The organism is Sphingobacterium sp. BIGb0116 (genome assembly GCF_024808035.1).
Classification (GTDB): Bacteria; Bacteroidota; Bacteroidia; order Sphingobacteriales; family Sphingobacteriaceae; genus Sphingobacterium; species Sphingobacterium paramultivorum.
Genome location: NZ_JANUDT010000012.1, coordinates 199,488 through 218,434, shown reverse-complemented (window position 1 = coordinate 218,434; position 18,947 = coordinate 199,488). Strand labels below are relative to the sequence as shown.

The 18,947-nt window shown below is 38.0% G+C and carries 21 protein-coding genes; 13 read left to right on the top strand and 8 right to left on the bottom strand.

What is annotated here, in order from left to right; genetic code table 11:
• Nucleotides 1-119 precede the first annotated feature (119 nt).
• From M2419_RS25205 to M2419_RS25195, 3 genes are read right to left on the bottom strand one after another with little or no spacing between them, the layout of a single operon-like run.
• A complete protein-coding gene (locus M2419_RS25205) occupies nt 120-704 on the bottom strand; it encodes a YdeI family protein (protein WP_228280281.1) in 585 nt (194 codons plus the stop codon).
• Nucleotides 685-1,176 carry an SRPBCC domain-containing protein gene (locus M2419_RS25200; protein ID WP_182332632.1) on the bottom strand — a complete coding sequence of 164 codons (492 nt, stop codon included), beginning with the start codon at nt 1,174-1,176 and terminating at the stop codon, nt 685-687. Before M2419_RS25200 ends, M2419_RS25205 begins: the two co-directional genes overlap by 20 nt.
• Before the next feature lies 1 nt (nt 1,177).
• Nucleotides 1,178-1,498 carry a helix-turn-helix transcriptional regulator gene (locus tag M2419_RS25195; RefSeq protein WP_088161133.1) on the bottom strand — a complete coding sequence of 107 codons (321 nt, stop codon included), beginning with the start codon at nt 1,496-1,498 and terminating at the stop codon, nt 1,178-1,180.
• Between the two features lie 209 nt (nt 1,499-1,707).
• On the opposite strand from M2419_RS25195, the gene M2419_RS25190 reads away from it, so the two are divergent.
• The 10 genes from M2419_RS25190 to M2419_RS25145 all read left to right on the top strand — a co-directional run bounded on the left by M2419_RS25190 (nt 1,708) and on the right by M2419_RS25145 (nt 10,365).
• Complete coding sequence (locus tag M2419_RS25190; RefSeq protein WP_182332630.1) at nt 1,708-2,343, top strand: hypothetical protein; 636 nt, start codon at nt 1,708-1,710, stop codon at nt 2,341-2,343.
• A gap of 124 nt (nt 2,344-2,467) precedes the next feature.
• Complete coding sequence (locus tag M2419_RS25185; protein ID WP_259255833.1) at nt 2,468-4,114, top strand: carboxylesterase/lipase family protein; 1,647 nt, start codon at nt 2,468-2,470, stop codon at nt 4,112-4,114.
• A gap of 296 nt (nt 4,115-4,410) precedes the next feature.
• The gene (locus M2419_RS25180) at nt 4,411-5,544 is read left to right on the top strand and encodes an NAD(P)/FAD-dependent oxidoreductase (RefSeq protein WP_182332628.1); all 1,134 of its coding nucleotides are present in this window, start codon (nt 4,411-4,413) and stop codon (nt 5,542-5,544) included.
• Nucleotides 5,535-6,248 carry a methyltransferase domain-containing protein gene (locus M2419_RS25175; RefSeq protein ID WP_153845456.1) on the top strand — a complete coding sequence of 238 codons (714 nt, stop codon included), beginning with the start codon at nt 5,535-5,537 and terminating at the stop codon, nt 6,246-6,248. The genes M2419_RS25180 and M2419_RS25175 overlap by 10 nt, the downstream gene beginning before the upstream one ends.
• On the top strand, nt 6,245-7,297 hold the full coding sequence (locus M2419_RS25170) for a type III polyketide synthase (protein ID WP_182332626.1): 1,053 nt from the start codon (nt 6,245-6,247) through the stop codon (nt 7,295-7,297). Before M2419_RS25175 ends, M2419_RS25170 begins: the two co-directional genes overlap by 4 nt.
• 14 nt (nt 7,298-7,311) lie before the next feature.
• Nucleotides 7,312-7,752 (top strand): 3-hydroxyacyl-ACP dehydratase FabZ family protein, encoded by a 441-nt coding sequence (locus M2419_RS25165; protein ID WP_227550130.1) that lies wholly within the window; start codon nt 7,312-7,314, stop codon nt 7,750-7,752.
• Entirely contained in the window at nt 7,749-9,020 is a 1,272-nt protein-coding gene (locus tag M2419_RS25160; RefSeq protein WP_259255832.1) for a beta-ketoacyl synthase, read from the top strand. The genes M2419_RS25165 and M2419_RS25160 overlap by 4 nt, the downstream gene beginning before the upstream one ends.
• Before the next feature lie 4 nt (nt 9,021-9,024).
• A complete protein-coding gene (locus M2419_RS25155; protein ID WP_075992081.1) occupies nt 9,025-9,279 on the top strand; it encodes an acyl carrier protein in 255 nt (84 codons plus the stop codon).
• Complete coding sequence (locus M2419_RS25150) at nt 9,276-9,776, top strand: 4'-phosphopantetheinyl transferase superfamily protein (RefSeq protein WP_259255831.1); 501 nt, start codon at nt 9,276-9,278, stop codon at nt 9,774-9,776. Before M2419_RS25155 ends, M2419_RS25150 begins: the two co-directional genes overlap by 4 nt.
• Before the next feature lie 199 nt (nt 9,777-9,975).
• A complete protein-coding gene (locus tag M2419_RS25145; RefSeq protein ID WP_182332621.1) occupies nt 9,976-10,365 on the top strand; it encodes a DUF2255 family protein in 390 nt (129 codons plus the stop codon).
• 135 nt (nt 10,366-10,500) lie between these two features.
• Here the strand turns inward: M2419_RS25145 and M2419_RS25140 are convergent, their stop codons facing one another.
• From M2419_RS25140 to M2419_RS25125, 4 genes are all read right to left on the bottom strand, one after another.
• Nucleotides 10,501-11,559: an alpha/beta hydrolase gene (locus M2419_RS25140; protein ID WP_182332619.1), complete on the bottom strand. Its 1,059-nt coding sequence runs from the start codon at nt 11,557-11,559 to the stop codon at nt 10,501-10,503.
• Between the two features lie 547 nt (nt 11,560-12,106).
• Complete coding sequence (locus tag M2419_RS25135) at nt 12,107-12,964, bottom strand: hypothetical protein (protein WP_259255830.1); 858 nt, start codon at nt 12,962-12,964, stop codon at nt 12,107-12,109.
• A 207-nt stretch (nt 12,965-13,171) separates the two neighbouring features.
• Complete coding sequence (locus M2419_RS25130) at nt 13,172-14,476, bottom strand: serine hydrolase (RefSeq protein WP_259255829.1); 1,305 nt, start codon at nt 14,474-14,476, stop codon at nt 13,172-13,174.
• 74 nt (nt 14,477-14,550) lie between these two features.
• On the bottom strand, nt 14,551-15,375 hold the full coding sequence (locus M2419_RS25125) for an AraC family transcriptional regulator (RefSeq protein ID WP_182332613.1): 825 nt from the start codon (nt 15,373-15,375) through the stop codon (nt 14,551-14,553).
• A gap of 216 nt (nt 15,376-15,591) precedes the next feature.
• On the opposite strand from M2419_RS25125, the gene M2419_RS25120 reads away from it, so the two are divergent.
• Complete coding sequence (locus tag M2419_RS25120) at nt 15,592-16,314, top strand: bifunctional 2-polyprenyl-6-hydroxyphenol methylase/3-demethylubiquinol 3-O-methyltransferase UbiG (RefSeq protein ID WP_259255828.1); 723 nt, start codon at nt 15,592-15,594, stop codon at nt 16,312-16,314.
• Between the two features lie 116 nt (nt 16,315-16,430).
• Here the strand turns inward: M2419_RS25120 and M2419_RS25115 are convergent, their stop codons facing one another.
• The gene (locus M2419_RS25115; RefSeq protein WP_259255827.1) at nt 16,431-16,847 is read right to left on the bottom strand and encodes a hypothetical protein; all 417 of its coding nucleotides are present in this window, start codon (nt 16,845-16,847) and stop codon (nt 16,431-16,433) included.
• A gap of 294 nt (nt 16,848-17,141) precedes the next feature.
• Between M2419_RS25115 and M2419_RS25110 the strand changes: the two genes are divergently transcribed.
• A complete protein-coding gene (locus tag M2419_RS25110) occupies nt 17,142-17,693 on the top strand; it encodes an RNA polymerase sigma factor (RefSeq protein WP_182981186.1) in 552 nt (183 codons plus the stop codon).
• 68 nt (nt 17,694-17,761) lie between these two features.
• Nucleotides 17,762-18,889, top strand: a complete 1,128-nt coding sequence (locus M2419_RS25105; RefSeq protein ID WP_259255826.1) for a FecR family protein — start codon at nt 17,762-17,764, stop codon at nt 18,887-18,889.
• Nucleotides 18,890-18,947: the final 58 nt, after the last annotated feature.

The following is an 18,947-nucleotide window of genomic DNA, read 5'->3' as shown; positions in this document are numbered from 1 at the left end:
CTATATCGGATTGCAATAATAGTTATAATCGTTCGTCTTGGTCTGGTTCTGTCTATTTGATTGTAGACAAATCTACTCTTTATAGACAAATATATAACGGATAAACTGTAATAAATATGTTAGTCATCGATACCTTTTCCATCTAGAATATGCTGGTAATATTTTTCGATTCTCGCCGCACGTGTTTTCTCTTGTTTTGCCTGGTTAAAGTAAAATAGATACCCTTTTTGTCGACCTGGTGTAAGTGATTGAAAAGCTTTTTGAAGTAAAGGGTCTTCAAGTAAGGCACGCTTAAATTCTTCCGGTACAGGGTAATCGGCAGCTTTTCGCATGTCAACTTTCTTGCCTGATTTTTCAATTTCGATGGCCTCCTGAATATATGCCGATATCACTTCCCGCAATGATTCTATCTGCTCAATAGTGGTGAATCTAAGCTGTCTGGCCGACTGAACATTTTCTGTTTGCTGGATCAGTATATTTTTGGGATCTTTTAATAATGCACCTTTATGAAATAGCAGCGCACAGTATTCTTTAAACCCGTGTATCAATACGACATTTTTACCTTCAAATGTATAACAAGGATGCATCCATTTATAATCCTCCCGCAGTGTTTTATTGCCACGGACAATTTCTCTCAACAGATTGAATTCTTCATTCCATCTTGTCGCATTTTCAAAAAAATGTTCAATTTTTAGATTCATCATGTAGTGCTTTAGGTAGTTTAGCAAGAATTTCCTGTAATCTGTTGTGCGCCATATTGATTCCTTGCGCAAAAGGCATCTGTAACAGCTGGTTCCGAAATGCGACCGACTGAAATATTATATGGATGTGAAGCCTACTGCGTTCTGCACTTATTTTTTCAAATGTTAAATATTCCAACTGCACGGGAAAGGCGCTGTTTTCCATTTCAAAAGTCCGTGTGATGCGTTGATTGGGGAGGAATTCATGTATCGTTCCATTTGCTTTGAACATGACCTGGCCATTGTGCGAAGTTTCAAATGCATAGGAGCCATGCTTTTTATTTTCCAATTTCAGGACTTTAGTTCCCATCCACTGTTCGAAAATTTCGGGATCCTCGTATGCTCTGAAGAGCAGTTCAACAGGTAAATCGAATTCCCTTGTAATGACAATCTCCTGTTTATTATCCTCCGCCTGGACGTTAGTTTTTGGCTCCATATTATTTGTCTTTGTAGTTTTGCATAATAGCTTCCAATTTATTGAATCTGTCATCCCACATTTGACGGAAAGGTTCAATAAAATCCGCAATTTCTTTCATCTTCGATGGGTTGAGTTGATAATATATCTCGCGTCCATTTTGTTGAAACTTTAATAATTCACATTCCGTCAATATTTGCAAATGTTTTGAAACGGTCGGTCTTGCTGTATTGAAATTGGCTGCAATTGCACCAGCAGTCATGGCTTGTGAGGCTAGAAGAAGTAAAATTGCTCTTCTGGTTGGGTCTGCTATAGCTTGGAAAACATCTCGTCTTAAGTTCATATTGATCTATTTGATTACTAATATAAGTGTAGTTATTTGACTACGCAAATTTTTTATAAATTATTTATAACGGAATAGATGGGGTGGGGCTAACGTGGATCAACGAATAAAAATTTTTCCCTGGCGAATTTAAAGTGGAAGCGATCGGGAATTAAGCTTACGGATTAATACTTGGCGAATAATGCTAAATTAGCGTAATTAATTATAACATGATGAAAACACAGTTATCGTATTTAAAAAAATTGAGCGTATTGGGGACGAAAACCTTAGTCAAATATTATTTGCTGGCTATTGTTTCAACTTTACTGTATTTGGTGGTTGGCAGTTTTCAGTTTAAGGCTAGTCATGAAGCTTTCTTTTCGACGGTCAGTCCTGCGCAAGCCGCAGCTAAATTCATTTGGCTGATTGGATTGATCCTGCTACCTGTACTACTTTTTATTTTTAGCAACAAATATGTGTTTTCAAAGATTGCAAGTCTTGTTTTGGAGGAAAGGCAGGATGATCTCATTCTTCCGGCATTTGACAAAGTATTATTAATTTTTCAATCGAATCAGCCCGATGTAATACAAAATGTTGCTGATTATTCTTTTGCGAAACTTAAATTGATCAATGACGTAAAAAATACCAAAATCGAGAATCCTTGGGTGCGACGCATTGTCATTTTTGGTTTGAACAAAGTGAAGTTTGATGCCTTGGATTTGGACAATAACACTAGCTTCTATGCTATTATAAGATCAAAGTTTATGAAGGTACTCGAAATCTTAACAGAACCAAGTAGCAAACCATTTTGGCTATGTATTCTTGTGCAATGGCTTATTCTACTTTTTGTGTGGCTGACCAACTAAATGTGTTGATTACTGCAAGCAAGCAAGCAAGCAAGTGCTGAAATAACAGAATATCATGACGGTATAAGTTTTATTTTGTATTTTAACTGTAAGAATAAAAACCATAGAGTTTTAAATGGATGTTATGATGAAAAATATTTTTTTTACTGTTGTTAAGCTTTTGGTTGCATCATTTGTTTTCGCACAAATGCCTCAGGTAAAGGTTGAAGAGGGGATATTAGAAGGAATTACTTTGTCAAGCGGGGTAGAGTCCTTTCGAGGGATTCCTTTTGCAAAACCGCCAGTAGGCGACCTAAGGTGGAAAGAACCGCAAGCTGCTGAACATTGGTCTGGCATCCGTAAAGCAGATCATTTTGGTTATTCTCCGATGCAGAAACCGATCTATGGGGACATGCGATTTCGATCACCTGGGATCAATGAAGACTGTCTCTATCTGAATGTATGGCGTCCAAAGACCCTTGGTTCAGGCAAACTTCCTGTTTTAGTTTATTTTTACGGCGGAGGTTTCAATGCTGGTGATGGATCGGAAAATCGCTATGATGGTGAAAGTTTTGCCAAAGAAGGTCTTATTGTCGTTACTGTCAACTATCGCCTTGGTATCTTTGGCTTTTTTGCGCATCCAGCATTAACCGAGGAATCGGCGAAACATGCTTCCGGAAATTATGGACTGCTGGATCAGCATGCAGCTTTGGTTTGGGTCAAAAAAAATATAGCCGCATTTGGTGGGGATCCCGATGCCGTCACCATCGGCGGTGAGTCGGCAGGGAGTATGTCCGTTTCTGCGCAAATGACTAGTCCGCTATCTAAGGGACTATTTAAACGTGCTATCGGTCAGAGCGGAAGTGTTTTTAACTTGCGGTATGGCACTGCCTCTATTACGGAGCAAGAGCAACAGGGGACCGCATTTGCAACGCGCATAAATGCCGAGGGGCTTGATAAGCTACGTGAAATTCCTGCGGCCGAACTCCTTGATAAAGCCAGCGAGCCAGGGGCCTTTGCGACCCGTTTGATTGTTGACGGCTATTTTCTGCCGAAATCTCCTTTGGCTATTTTTGAGGCAGGGGAACAGTCTAAAGTCCCGCTACTTGCAGGCTGGACGTCTACGGAAGCTCCATATACTGCCTACATGGGTAAATTGTATCCATCTCCGGAGAATTATGAAAAATTAGTAAGAGCACAATATGACCTTAAGGCTGACGAAGTGCTCAAGCTTTATCCTGGAAAAACCGAAGCGGAAGTTATTCGATCTGCAACGGCACTGGCCAGCGATAATTTTATCGTTTATAGTACCTGGAAATGGCTTGATCTGCAACGACGGAATAGCGGTCAGCCAGTCTTCGTTTATATATTCGGGAAACCGCGGCCGCCCATGCAACCGGCATACCGCGATGCACAAACCGGGCTTGCCGGAGGAATTAGCAAGAAATCTGCACAGGAAGCCAAGGAAAAAAGCCCAGAGCCCCTGCCGGGTGCTTTCCATGCAAGTGATATTGAATATTTATTGGGAAATCTGCAAAGCAATGATGTTTTTGCCTGGACTGAAGATGATTACAAGGTGTCAAAACTTGGTCAGCAGTACTTTGTTAATTTTATCAAGACGGGCGATCCAAATGGAAAAGGGCTGTCAACCTGGCCGAAAACAACAGCAATAGATAAGCGAATGAATATTCTGAATTTGAATATCGAGGTAAAAGCATCTGCTGAAGAATTTCGGAATAGATATCTTTTTCTGGATAAATTGTTTGTCGACCGTGAATATAAATCCAGATAGACGCCTTCTTTATTCAACCTACAGCAGTGGTTAAGTCGTTAATCTATCAGGTAAATTAAAGTACTTTTTTATTTTACGGTCAAATAAAAACTATTTATTGCCAAGGGCTGTTATCAGATAGACTTTTTATGAAAGCGGATGGACGATATTGTCCTGTACAGGGAGATGCTAGACAATGGATAGATTTATCAAGAATCGTTTGTTGAATAGCGAGGGGCAACCAATTTAGGAAACTGAAGTACGATTTATGGCGTTGATTTTTGTAGATGATACTCATATAGAGCAAACTTGGATATATGACAATAAATCCTGATGTGATTATTATAGGTGGTGGTTTGGCTGGACTGACTAGTGCATTGCATCTGTCTAAACAAGGATTCAACGTGACGTTAATCGAAAAACATGATTTTCCCCGTCATAAGGTTTGCGGCGAATATGTTTCGAATGAAATTTTGGCCTACCTGCATTGGCTGCAAGTGGATGTTGAATCGCTATATCCAACACATATTCAGGAACTTGAGTTCACAACAGAAGGTGGGCAGATGAATAGGGTCAGGTTACCCTTGGGTGGGATTGGTATCAGTCGTTACGCGTTGGATGATCTGTTATATCAGCAAGCAAAAGGTAATGGCTGTACAATTGTTATTGCGACTGTAACAGGTATATCCTTTAGCGCTGATACATTTGCTGTTTCGTTTCAAGATCAGGTATTAAGATCAAAAATTGTACTGGGCGCGTATGGAAAACGCAGCAATATCGATCAGCTCTTATCCCGTGATTTTATAACGAAAACCTCTCCTTGGATGGCTGTTAAGGCACACTATTCGGGCGATTTTCCGAATGACCTAATTGCCTTGCATCATTTTGAAGGAGGCTATTGTGGGATTTCCAAGGTCGAAGATGACCGGATAAATTTATGTTATCTGGCCGATGTAAAAACGTTCAAGAGATACAAAAACATAGGTGATTATCAGAAGTATGTTTTGTCCAAAAACAGACATCTTAAGTATTTTTTTGAGCACAATAGGCTACTTTTTGAAAAACCGCTCACGATCAGTCAATTTTCATTTGATAAGAAATCAACAGTAGAAAACCATATTCTTATGATTGGTGATACAGCCGGTCTTATTCATCCATTCTGCGGAAATGGGATGGCGATGGCGATACACAGTGCAAAAATAGCTTCTGAACTTGTCCTGGAATATTACCGGGGCCATATTCATTCACGAAAGCAATTGGAAAAGGCTTATGTCAAGCAATGGAATCAAACGTTTAAAAGACGCCTTTTATTCGGTCGACTTCTGTCGCGGCTGTTAAGCTATAAAATAGGGACCGCAGTTTTAATGAAGACTGCCTCATTTTTTCCGAAAATGCTCAGCTGGATTATTAAACAAACTCATGGAAATGCAAGGTCAATAAAATGGGAATAAACACAAAACAGAGAACATCGGAGCATGAGATCATGGACGATTTTCTGCTCGAAGGAGAAGAACTTCGGACAACATTGGACAGGATAGCAAAGATTAATCGTTTTTTAGGCGGAAATAACATTACGCTAAATGGTGTGAAAAAATTGCTTTCAACCAGCTGCAAGAATGAAACAATAACGATTGTGGATATCGGTTGTGGCAATGGTGACATGCTTCGCATGTTGAGCGATTATGGCAATAGACATCATATTAAGCTTTCAATGCTCGGTATTGATGCCAACCCCTATACAATAAATTATGCGGGGGATTTGTCTAAAGATTATACCAATATATCCTATTTGTGTGCGGATATCTTTGAAGAGAATTTTGAAGATGTCAAGTATGACATTGTTCTGTGTACGCTTACCATACATCATTTTGACGATGAAGAGATTCTTAGTTTGCTAGGCAGTCTGGTCAACGTATCAAAATTGGGGGTCGTCATTAACGATTTACAAAGGAGTAAAATGGCTTACCGGCTTTTTCAAACCATTGCTGTTCTTTTTAGGTTAAATAGAATGACAAAAGTGGACGGGCTTGTTTCTATACTGCGTGGGTTTAAAAAAGAGGAACTTACACAATTCTCCAATAAACTGAAATTAGAAAATTATAGCATCCAATGGAAATGGGCCTTTCGTTACCAGTGGATAATTTCCAATATATGAATGTTAAAATAATAACTGTTGCTAAGCAACTCCCTAGATACTCTTGTGCTACCGTTGATATCCTTCCGCTATTGGATATCTGGCTCCATGGACAAGAGCCTCGCTTTATTAAGAAGATCAAGAAACTTTTCGAAGGCTCCGCCGTGGAAAGACGATATGCTATTATGGATCCGAAAGAGGTCTTCACAGCGACGTCTTTTGAAGAAAAAAATAATGTGTACTGCCGGGAGGCAACGGTCCTAGGGGAGCAAGCACTTCGTAAGGCCCTTGAACAGACGGGATGGGATCCGCAGTCTCTGGATTATATCATTACAGTAAGTTGTACTGGAATTATGATCCCCTCCCTAGACGCGTATCTCATCAATAAGATGAAACTCAGACAGGATATTGTGCGGTTACCAGTTACCGAAATGGGCTGTGTTGCCGGTGTTTCAGGTATTATTTATGCTAAAAATTTTCTTCAGGCCAATCCAGGCAAACGTGCTGCGGTCATTGCCGTCGAAGCGCCAACAGCAACTTTTCAGCTGGAAGATTTCTCCATGTCAAATATGGTCAGTGCCGCAATATTTGGAGATGGTGCAGCTTGCTGTCTGCTTTCCTCCGACGAGTCAGACAATGGTCCGGTGATTCTCGATCAGGAGATGTACCATTTTTACGATGCGGAAGATATTATGGGATTTAAGCTGACAAACAGCGGTATGCAGATGATACTGGATGTTGAAGTGCCGAATGTGATCGCGTCTCATTTTGACGACGTTATACATCCATTTTTGAAGAAGAACCAGCTTAAATTTAAAGATATTGATTACATGATTTTTCATCCAGGTGGAAAAAAGATTGTAGCTACAATCGAAGATATTTTTGCTGAATTTGATAAAGATATTGAGGATACTAAGGCTGTGCTGGCACAGTATGGTAATATGTCGAGCGCTACGGTGTTATATGTCCTCGAACGTATTATGAAACGTACTCCTCAGGTCGGTGAATTAGGGCTGATGCTGAGTTTCGGTCCTGGATTTTCAGCGCAGCGCGTTTTACTACAGTGGTAATCTACAAAATTTGAATGATGGATCTGAATTCTATACTAGCGAAATTGCCTTACAGTGCTCCGTTTTTATTTGTCGATGCGTTGACCCATGTCGATGAGGAAGGTGTTGCAGGTACCTATACCTTTGATGAAAATCTGGATTTTTATAGAGGACATTTTAATGAAAAAGCGATCACTCCAGGAGTTATTCTGATCGAAACGATGGCCCAAATAGGTTTAGCTTGTTTGGGAATTTTTCTGCTCAATAAAGACTTGATACATTGCTCTTCTATTGCATTGACTTCTACTGAAATACAATTTTTAAAACCCGTGTATCCAAAGGAAAAAGTTACTGTAATTTCAAAAAAAATATATTTTAGGTTTGGAAAGTTAAAGTGTGCGGTTACCATGAAAAATGAAGCTGGTCAGGAGGTTTGTAAAGGAATATTGGCAGGTATGATTACTGAGGAGCTATGAAGAGAGTTGTTATTACTGGATTAGGAGTCGTTGCACCCAATGGAGTGGGAGTACCGGCCTTTACACAAGCGTTAAAGGAGGGTGTCTCCGGTGTTAGACATGATGTGCAGTTGGAAAAATTGCAGTTTTCCTGTCAGATTGCTGGAATGCCACAAGTATCGGATGATCTCAAAAGGCAATATTTCACGGAACTTGAGCTCAGGGGTTTTAACAGTACAGGCATATTATACGGTGTCATAGCTGGAATGGAGGCTTGGACAAATGCAGGTTTTCCTATTGCCTTAAATTCGGTCCCCGATTGGGATAGCGGAACGGTCTTTGGTTCAGGTACCTCAGGTATCGATAAGTTTCGGGAGAGTATTTATAAAATTGATGAGCTGCAAACACGTAGGCTAGGCAGTACAGTCGTCGCCCAAACGATGAACAGTGGTGTCAGTGCATATTTAGGTGGGAAATTAGGGCTCGGAAATCAGGTGACCACCAATTCCTCTGCCTGTGCTACTGGGACAGAAGCAATTCTAATGGCATATGACCGGATTAGGTCCGGAAGAGCAAAGCGCATGCTAGCAGGTAGTACTGGAGATAGTGGACCTTATATTTGGGGCGGTTTTGACGCACTGCGTGTCTGTAGTTCGCAATATAATGACCGCCCTGCGGAAGGTTCTCGCCCAATGAGTGCAACAGCCTCAGGATTCGTCCCGGGTAGTGGAGCTGGGGCCCTCCTGCTGGAGGATTTGGAAAGTGCCTTAGAACGCAAGGCTGTGATATATGGCGAGTTATTGGGCGGTCAAGTAAATTCTGGAGGGCAACGGGGAACGGGCAGTATGACAGCTCCAAATGCTGAAGCTGTACGCCGATGCATTGCGGAAGCCCTAAAAAATTCGGGCGTCTCCGGATGGGATGTGGATGCTATAAACGGTCATTTAACGGCGACGGCCAAAGATGCTTTTGAAATAGAAAACTGGACTGAGGCTCTTGGGCGTAAAGGGAACGATTTTCCATTGATAAACTCGCTAAAAGGAATGACTGGGCATTGTCTCAGCGCGGCAGGTAGCATAGAATGCGTGGCTACAGTTTTGCAGTTATATCATGGATTTGTATTTGGAAACAGTAATTGTACTGATTTACATCCTGAGATTGCAGCAATGATAGATCCATCAAGAGTACCATTACATCAAGTTGATGTCAAACCTCATATTATAGCCAAAGCGAGTTTCGGATTTGGGGATGTAAATGCCTGTTTAATCTTTAAAAAATTTGATAACTAAACCTATGAACAGAGAAGAATTGATCGGTGCTTTAAAACCAATTATAGCACCTTACACAACAAACGAAGAAGCATTTGGAAAGCTTACTGAAAAGACTGATTTTATGCGTGATCTACAAATCAATTCAGCCAATTTGGTTGATATTGTCCTGGATATCGAAGATCAATTTGGGATCGTTATTGAAAATTCCGATATGGAGCGTATGCTTAATGTCGGAGCTGCAGTCGAAATAATCGAAAGCAAGTTACAAGAAAAATGATTGGTAATGACATTGTCGACTTGGTTCAGTCCAGAAAAGAGAGTAATTGGAGACGTAGAGGCTTTGTTTCAAAGCTATTTAATGAGCATGAACAACTGTTGATTGGGAACAGTCCAGATCCCGAAATTGTTGTTTGGCTCTTATGGAGCATGAAAGAGGCTGCCTATAAAATATGGAATAGACAGACAGGAATTCGGAAATATATGCCTAAAGGATTGCTATGTTCAGTTATTGAACGGTCTTCTTGCAACGCAACGGGAGAAGTCATCTGCGAAGGGAAGAGGTATTACACTAAGACCATTGTTTGCCCTGATTTTATACATACCATCGCAGTTGACGAATTAGTTCATTTAGGCAATATTGTAGAAATCGAAAAAGGTGAAATTGTTAAAGATGCTCAGGGGATACCAAGCATCATTCTGAAAGATAGCGGCACACACTTACCAGTTTCTGTAAGTAACCATGGCCGTTTTGAAAGAATAGTTGCGATTACATGAAAAAGTCAGTATCGTTAACCTTTATGTTATATGTAACTATATGTCGGTATATAGTTGTACTATTCCAATTTATATGTTTAATGTTTTTTAAAATAGCGGTGTTAAAGGCGATTTTTCTTAAATTGAATTGTGCTAAAACTGCAAGTTTGGCAAACACATTTTTTTAGTTTGCATTAAAAGTCTAATCAAAAAAAGAAGTATGAATGGTAAAAAAAAGTTTCCTGTAGGATTCTATAAATATTTAGAAGAAAATACTTTAGTAGAGATCAAAAGTGGAGAAAATAGAACCAAATTTACAGAAATCTGGATGGTTATCGTAGATGAAAGGGTTTTTGCCAGAAGTTGGAATAAAAACCCAAGTGGCTGGATGAATGAATTTTTAGCTAATAAAGTTGGAATGATAAAATTTGGTGCGGAAATAATTGATGTAACGGTAAGGAAGCTTGGGGATAATCATCCTATTCATCAAAAAATTAATCAGGCCTATTTGGAAAAATATACACAGGATTATAATCTTGAATATGCTAAAGAGATTTCACTTCCGGAATATGCGCATTATACGATTGAGTTTTTTCCTTCTGCCCCCTAGTTGTATTGCATAACTAGGAGAGCCTGATGACAGCAGCTACTTTTCAATTCATAAGATAGCTAGCTGGAGTAGATCTGAAAGAAAAATTCCAAGAACTAAGTATAGCTTATCAACTTAGTCAGACGAGCAAACACCTTATTGCACTTGGATTGATTCTTCCCGAAGCATCTGTTTGAATTTGGGATCTCGTATATAACGACTAAAATCATGGCTTGACATTCCTGTGAAATCGGTCATAGAAAAGATGCTATAATTTTTCTTAAGGGCGTTATAACTTTCCTCTTTGTATCCAAGATCAGTTGGATTAAGTTTGTTCGATAAGAATCCAAAAAACTTCTTCAACATCTTGTCCGTTCCGTTGATAGTGATGTGTATTTTCTTGACTTGTGAGCTGAGATTCACAAATTTTTTTGTGTTACTTGCCGTATCCGTATATTGAAACTCGGAAAGTCCTATCGCTGGAGCCAGCATAATGCAGGTAATTCTATTTTTGTTTTCTAACAATGGCTTTGCCCGCTCGATATCAACATTGTGAACGTCTTTTGCTTGAGCTGAAAATGAGCTATTGTATTCAGGATTTGAAATAGCGCTCATAACCACAGATGCTCCACGACTATGTGATATGATGAAGACATCCTTATCGGCCATATTGTTCAGTATACGTCTTAATCCAAATTCACCGGCCATCTGGCTAAAAGAGGCCGCTGAAAACCAGTTTTTGGCGGAACGAAAAGGGGAGGTAGATCGTAGACCATCCCAATAAAATCGAATGATTTCATCGTTTTTAGGGTTTGTAACGATATGATCGGAAATATATTTATATTGTTTTACAACTGATTCTTCATCAGCATTGAAGCCATGGACTAAAATGAACACACGTTTTTTGGGGGCAATACGTTTAGACAAACGCAGCATGTTACCGCGTTCAAAAGCGAGTAATTGTTCGCGGTCACCTCTGTCGGTGGCAATTTTCATAAGCGAATAAGGATCTCGAGCCGCTCTATTGGAAGGAATGCCATAGTTTTTCTTCCAATTGTCGGGGTAGAAATTACCATTTTGATCCACAAATGAGTACCATAGGTTAGGATCTACACCGGTATTGGGGGTAGCCGAATCGGGAAGATTATGGATAAGGCCACACGAAGTGAGCAAGCTGATAACGATGATAATATAGAAAAAATACCTTTTGTTCATATGATTTATTTCCTACTATTCCTGAATTTAATTTTTAACTAGGATCCAATGGCTACTAAATTGGATATATTTTCACAAAAAAGCGATTTGTTGTAATATAGTCATTATTTTGGACAGCGAAAAGTAGTTTGTATTTTGAACACTTCATGTTTGCTGAAATTTAGCAGGACCAAGCTACAAATCACTTCTTTGTGATTAAATAAAGTTTGTTGCGTTGGTTGGTGAAAAGTTGATAATTTAAAGCTGGATTTGCATAAAAGCCATATGCATTAAATTGGTCGGTATTCTCAAAGGTTAGTGTGCCGATGTTTTTATTGTTGATATCGACTTGAGACCAATGCCATTTTTCGTCCAGATATAAGCTGTCTTTAAATCTTAAGGTGTCATTTTCGACAATAAGCTGTGAGAATAGGCAGCCTTGCCAAAGGTCTCCTTTTTCATATTTCCCAGTTTTGACGTCATGTCTATTGCGAACACGTTTGATTTTCTGATAATAAACTGATCTAATATTAGGGGGAGTTGTATTCGCTACCCATTCATTCTTATCCTAATGACCGAAAAGATCATTTACGGTACGGCCTTTAGATGAGCTTTGTGGGTCTAAATTATTATCATCCGATATGTTTTCACTTAACACATACCATTTATCGTCCATAAAATAAGTTCGTTCCGTATAGCTTTTTGAATTGCTTTGATCGGAATGATAGATTTTCTCTGACAGCAGATAGCTGGCCTTACTTTCAATATCATTGAGTTTTTGGCCTTGTTGATCTGCGGACCAAGTGAGATTTGCATTGAATACTTCAATTGTTTTTTTTGTAGTATCTCCATTCAATGGCCAGCTGCGAAAGTAATGTTTGGAAACGTTGATCAAATAGCCCTCAAATAAAATTTCTGAATCCTCATCCTTGTCCTGTTTAAAGAAGTATTCATCAATCTGCTCGCCATCTTTATCCAGTTTATAGAATGTATGAATAACTGTTGATGGGCTATCGGTGTTGGTTGCACCGGTTAAACAATGAATGATTAATTCATTGTTTTTAGTCAAAAACTGATCTATAGGGTGGTCACTTGCCTTGAATAGTATGATTTCATGTTTCCCAAACTGGTTTTTTAGCTTATTAATGTCAGCATATTTGCTGTATTCATTCGGCAGTTTTGAAGAGTGGAAGAAGTTTTGAAGCCTAATATCGATATCAAAAATACCATTTGTATAAATAATAGCGCATGCAATCAGGGCACATCCCAGTAAGTAGTACTTCAAATTGCGTGTATCCTTTAACAGCAAAAAGAAATGGAAAAATACCCAGCTCAGTACGCAAATAAGAGGTGAAAAAATAATATAACTCAACTTTTCATTGCTGCTTAGATCAAAAACGAAAAAACTGATGAGATATGCCGCCATAAAGATTAGGCATAATATAAAAGACTTCAATAACAGTTTCTTTTTGGCTTTCTTCGGTTCCTGATCTATCTGTTGCAATATTTTATAATTTAGTATAGGCTATATCCGATCTTACGCTGGACCGATATAGGTGTAATTTAAACTTTTTCTTTAAGGTTTCAAATAATAGATTAAAATCGTTATTCTAGCAGCATGCATAGCGTTTCATTAATTTCTATTGGATCTTGGGAAAACTTCCTTAACTCCACCTTTTGTTAAAATAATGGAATTGTAGCCATCTGTTTTGTCGTCAACAAACTCGATCGTTCTATCGTTGTCGTCTGCTCTGAAAAATTTTGTTTTAGACTCGGGAATGAGTTCAATATCCGCATCATTATAATAGAGTTTGCCACCAATTTTCAATATCCGTATTTTTCCATACTCACCCACATAGTTACTGTATATGGTCGTATCTATTTTGGCGCGATGATGTTTGTAGGGCATTTCTACTTCTTTACCAAAGGCAATTGCTGAAAGTCCGTAACCTATGATATGGGAGGGGGAGCCGTTGTTAGAAAGGACAGTGACAAAGAGTTTGTCGTCAGTAAATCGATTAAAAGAAGTCATTGTCCCAAAGAATCCACCGTCATGTGCAATCAAATAATGTCCGTGATTATAAAATGGATTGATGATGAATCCATAGCCCCAATTTTCGGAGTTATATGGTGTAAACATTTTTTCTTTCATCGCTGCCGATAGGATCGTTGTTCCATAGAGCGTTTTGTCCCAAATGGCTAGATCTTCCACGGTTGAATAAATACCGTCGTGGCCTAGGTTGATCTCCCAGTTGATATAGGGGTTATGGATAAAACCTTCTTCATTATGATAATATACTTTTGCTTTTTTCGTCACGATGGATTCATTGTTACTGACTCCGGTGTTGCTCATCCCAGCTTTATCAAATATGTTTTTCTTTAAAAAAGTAGCGTAATGCTCACCAGAGACCTTTTCAATAATCTTTGCTAACAAATAATAACCGATATTACTATAGGCGCTCTTTGTTCCGGGGGAGAATTCGAAAGGAATTTTCTTGATGGCGGCATAAGCGGAATCGCGATTTATACTGCTTAACGCGATTTCTTTAAAACCCATAGCAAGTCCGGAGCTGTGTGACAGCAACATGTGGATGCTGATACTATCGGCTTTTGGATAATCGGGGAAAAATTTACTGAGTTTATCATTTAGGGATAATCGCCCGTTGTCGACGAGCTGTAAAATAGCGGCTGCGGTAAATTGTTTTGTGACCGATGCCAACTGGAATTTAGTGTCTAACGTGTTTTTTATATTCCATTCATAATCTGCTAAATCGTAAGCTTTTTTTAATAAAATTGCGCCATTTTTCATGACAAGAACTGTTCCACTAAAATTATTCACATCAGCTTGTGCCTGCATGTAGGCTGCAAGTTTGGCTGATGTTTTTTCTTGGGCCACAAGAAAAACTGGACAAAGCATAAGTAGGATTAGAAGCTTCATAATGTATTGTATAAATAATTATGGAGCAATGTTACTATTTAATAACATAGTGTGATTGTATTTTTGTAAACCCGCTAAATAAAAATCCATTTTATCTGGCTCCGTTCAAGATTAGCTGTTTTGGAAAAGAAAATTTTTGGTGTAAATCCTGTTAATTTTTTAAAATCTCTAATCATGTGGGACTGATCGAAATAATCCAGGTTATAAGACAGACCTATTTTGTTTCTATCTTCGAGGTGGCTTTGAATTGCAGCTCGAAATCTGATGATTTTTTTGAATTGGGAGGGTGTTTTACAGATATGTTGATCAAATTGCTTATTTATGGTTGTTCTCGATCTTCCTGTTTTTAGCGAAAATTCTGATATCGATTGATTGAGGTTGCTTTTATCCTGCATTTCGGTAATTATGTTTTCGAGCAACACATTTTCAAATGGCCAAAATTTTGATATCCAATAGTGTTCTAATGCCTTGATTCGCTCGTCCTGGTCATCTATGGAAAGGATGGATCTCATAGCATTTTTATAATCCAGATGCGGGTTAAAATCGGGAAATGTTCCGCTGTTATAATAGCTTAAATCATTGGGTATAAAAGCATTTATCCCAAGAGGTTTGAAGTAAGTGGTAATTTCATTTATTTTCCCCTCGTAACTCACTAAAACAGGTTCATTAAAATTGCATACAAGGTTTGTTTCTATCGAATTGGATGGACAATGCTTTGTAATGACCTTATTTGGGCTTACCATAGTTTCGGTCTGCTCACTTATCGTCACAATGGTGTAAATACTCGGAAATGTAAAATATGCCGTCGCTTTTTCTTCGTCAGTTTTCTCAAGTATATAGAAGCATTCAATATATTTTTTTAGGAGTAAGCTCTCTGGTCTATATATTTTTATCGTCATCTCTTTTCTTCATATAAATAGGCGTTGTTCTTGCCTCATCCTTTTAAACTTGGAAGTATTTGATAATCGATTTAAATATAGACAACCTTTATGATAATTTCCACCAAGCTTTATTTCTTAAAACACTTATTTTTAGATTGAGGAAACGATGAATCCGATAGAAATTAATTTTTATTGTAATTTAGTAGCTAATTAACCGTTTAATTAAAAAACAAAATGAACGATTTGAACCCGGAAGAGAATTACATCGCAATAAACAAACACTCGTGGAATAACAGAACGGATACGCATTTAAAATCAGATTTTTACAATCTAACAGGATTTTTAAAAGGGGAGACTTCGCTGAATTCAATTGAGTCAGCATTATTGGGTGATATCAGCGGGAAAAAAATATTACACTTACAATGTCATTTCGGACAGGATACAATTTCTTTGAGTAGACTTGGCGCAAAAGTTACTGGTGTTGACCTATCTGACAAGGCTATAGAAAGTGCGCGCGAAATTGCGAAAGATACGCATGCTGATGTGCAGTTTATCTGTTGTGATCTATATGAGCTTGAGAATCATCTTGATGAACAATTTGATCTAGTCTTTACAAGTTACGGAACGATTACTTGGTTACCTGATTTAGATAAATGGGCGAAAATAATTTCACGTTTCTTGAAACCGAAAGGGAAGTTTATTTTTGTCGAGTTTCATCCAGTTGTTTGGATGTTCGATGACAATTTTGATAAAATTGGTTATAATTATTTTAATAATGCTCCAATTGTTGAAACAGAGCAGGGAACCTATGCCGATAAAGATGCCGCTATTTCGCAGTCCTATGTCACCTGGAATCATAGTATGAGTGAGGTCGTTGGTGCTTTACTTCATAATGGGCTGAACATTCAAGACCTGAACGAATTTGACTATTCACCTTATCCCATTTTTAAAACATGACAGAGCTAGATCCTAAAAAATTCAGAATAGCCCATTTGGGAAATAAGATTCCGATGGTCTATGCTATTGTTGCGCGTAAAAGTGAATAAATAAAATTCTGGGAATCGACCTGGTACTTATTTCTTTTTCAAATAACGATTTATCATGGGGCTAAAATCTATTTTGGATGAAACCTGAATATGTTCTGCCAATACTGAGGCGGGAAATTCATCCAAAATTTTGAAATTAATACAGCCTTTTTGAAACTTGGCCTTTGGTATTTTTAATTTTAGTTCTTCCATTAATTCGGGGTTAGTATAGATGACCAAGGAATGGAATGAAATATAATTCTTCGCTACTGTTAACCCGTATTTAAATACGCCTTGTTCATTAAAGCTGATTGCATTAGGGTTTGACATGAATTTTCCAAAGCTTTCGGAAACGGTGTTGTCATTTTCTGATATTGCTTTCCGAAATTGACGAATTATTTGTTGCTCAGTGTCTGAAAGTGTATCAATATATTGATCTATTTCCATTAATTTTTTATTGTCCATAAAGGCTGTAGTTGTTCGCTAAAAATATTAAATTTTCTTTTATATCGATGTAGGCCGGCATAAAAAGATTAGACGGCTTATAGCTAAGGATTGCTTAAAAGAAATTATTCAGGATTTTCTCCCGGTGGAATAATTCTGTTGGCTACCCTAATAGCATGTTGTGAACATATTTTGTGTCGATTCGGATTTATTGTTGTACTATGACACTTATAGGAAGTTCCGTTTAGATTTTATATATTGCATCTATCAATTTTAAACCAACATTTAATTTCTCAACAATATAAATCTTCAGTTATGTGCAATAGTAGTCTTGAGGATCTTTTTCTTTTGGTGAAAGAGTCGAATGAAGATGCATTTGACGAACTTTATCATCGAACTTGGAAAAAATTGTATGAAATTGCTCTCAGACGCCTGCAACATGAAAATACAGCAAAAGAGGTTATTCAGGATCTTTATATTGATTTATGGGAGAAGCGGCATCGGAAAACAATACAAGATGTCGATCATTACCTTTGCCAAGCCGTCCGTTTTAAAGTGATTGACAGGTTTCGAAAGGAAAAGAGGTATTTTGAAGAATTAGAAACAATGGTTGAAGAGCTAAGCGATGGATCAACCGCCGATGGCAACTATATTCAAACTGAATTGGAATCTATGCTGCATAACTGGATTGCACGTATGCCACAAAAACGCAGAGAAATATTCTTGCTTCGCTACAATGAGGATAAAACTGTTAAGGAAATTGCGAAATTATTGGGCCTGTCGACAAAAACTGTTCAAAATCAATTGCTTAATACAACAAATACACTTAAGCTTCTAATCCAAAAAATTCTTTTTATGTTTTTTTAATTTTTTTTTTGGGAATTATCATTAGTCACAACGACATATAAGAAAGGAACCAATATAAACCATCTTATATGTCTGAAAGGAAACGTCATGTTCGCACAGTCTTAAAAGATCTTCTCGATCGGTATATTTCGGGAAATACCAATCCTGAAGAACGACAATTTGTTGAATACCTGTACGATGCAATGGACAGGGAGGGGGAGGTGCAAAATGATATGGACCGCATCGGAGAGGAGATTAAAGAAAAGGTTCATCATCGTATTAAAAAGCGTACTTTAAGTTTTCATATACCCAAAATAGGGTATGCTGCAGCAAGCATTATGATCCTTTTTGGGATATTTATATCCTATAGGCTCATCGATAATTCAAAAACAAGCGAAAAAGTTCTTCATGTCACTAATCATAATCCGTCGTTAATAATCGGGAAAGAAAAACGGTTTGATTTGTTAGATACCTTGCCACAAGGAGCTCATTACACAACCATCAACGATGAAAAAGTACTAGCATTAAGTACGGTTGCCAATGGGACAGATTTAGGGAAACTGCGCATAGAAAATCCTTCGAGAAATGTATTTTCTGTTTTACTGAACGATAGCACACAAGTGTGGCTTAATTACTTGGCAACAATTGAACTTGAACCTGATTTTAATAAGAATAACCGTTCTGTCCATATTACTGGGGAGGTTTATTTTGATGTTCATAAACAATATTCTGCAGGTAAAAGGATTCCGTTTTCAGTCCACTCTGCCTTGCAGACCATTGAGGTATTGGGAACAAAATTCAATGTAAATACATCGGGCAATTCCGAAGAAAATGTATTGCTTACAGAAGGGAGTATTCGTCTTACGCATAATCGCTATGGAACACAGGTGCTTATTAAGCCGGGACAGCAGGCTTTTTTGGAAAAAGATAAACCTAAAATCTTACTTATTCAATCTGAAAATATCGAAAAAGCAAATGCCTGGCGTAAAGGTTTGTTTTATTTTGATAATGAGAAGCTCGCTGAAGTTGCTCTCGAATTTGAACAATGGTACGGAATTCCAATTGTTATAGATTCAAAAATTGCAGGACTTCCCATTACAGGAATGATCAGCAGATATGAAAATATCAGCGAGGTTTTGGCGATCATTAAGATGACCAATAATATAAACTATATAGAAAGGAAAGGAACAATATATGTAACAGAAGCAAATCCATAAAAAATTAGGAATGCTGCTACATTCCTAATCGCGCCTTAACGGCTTTTGGTAATGATCA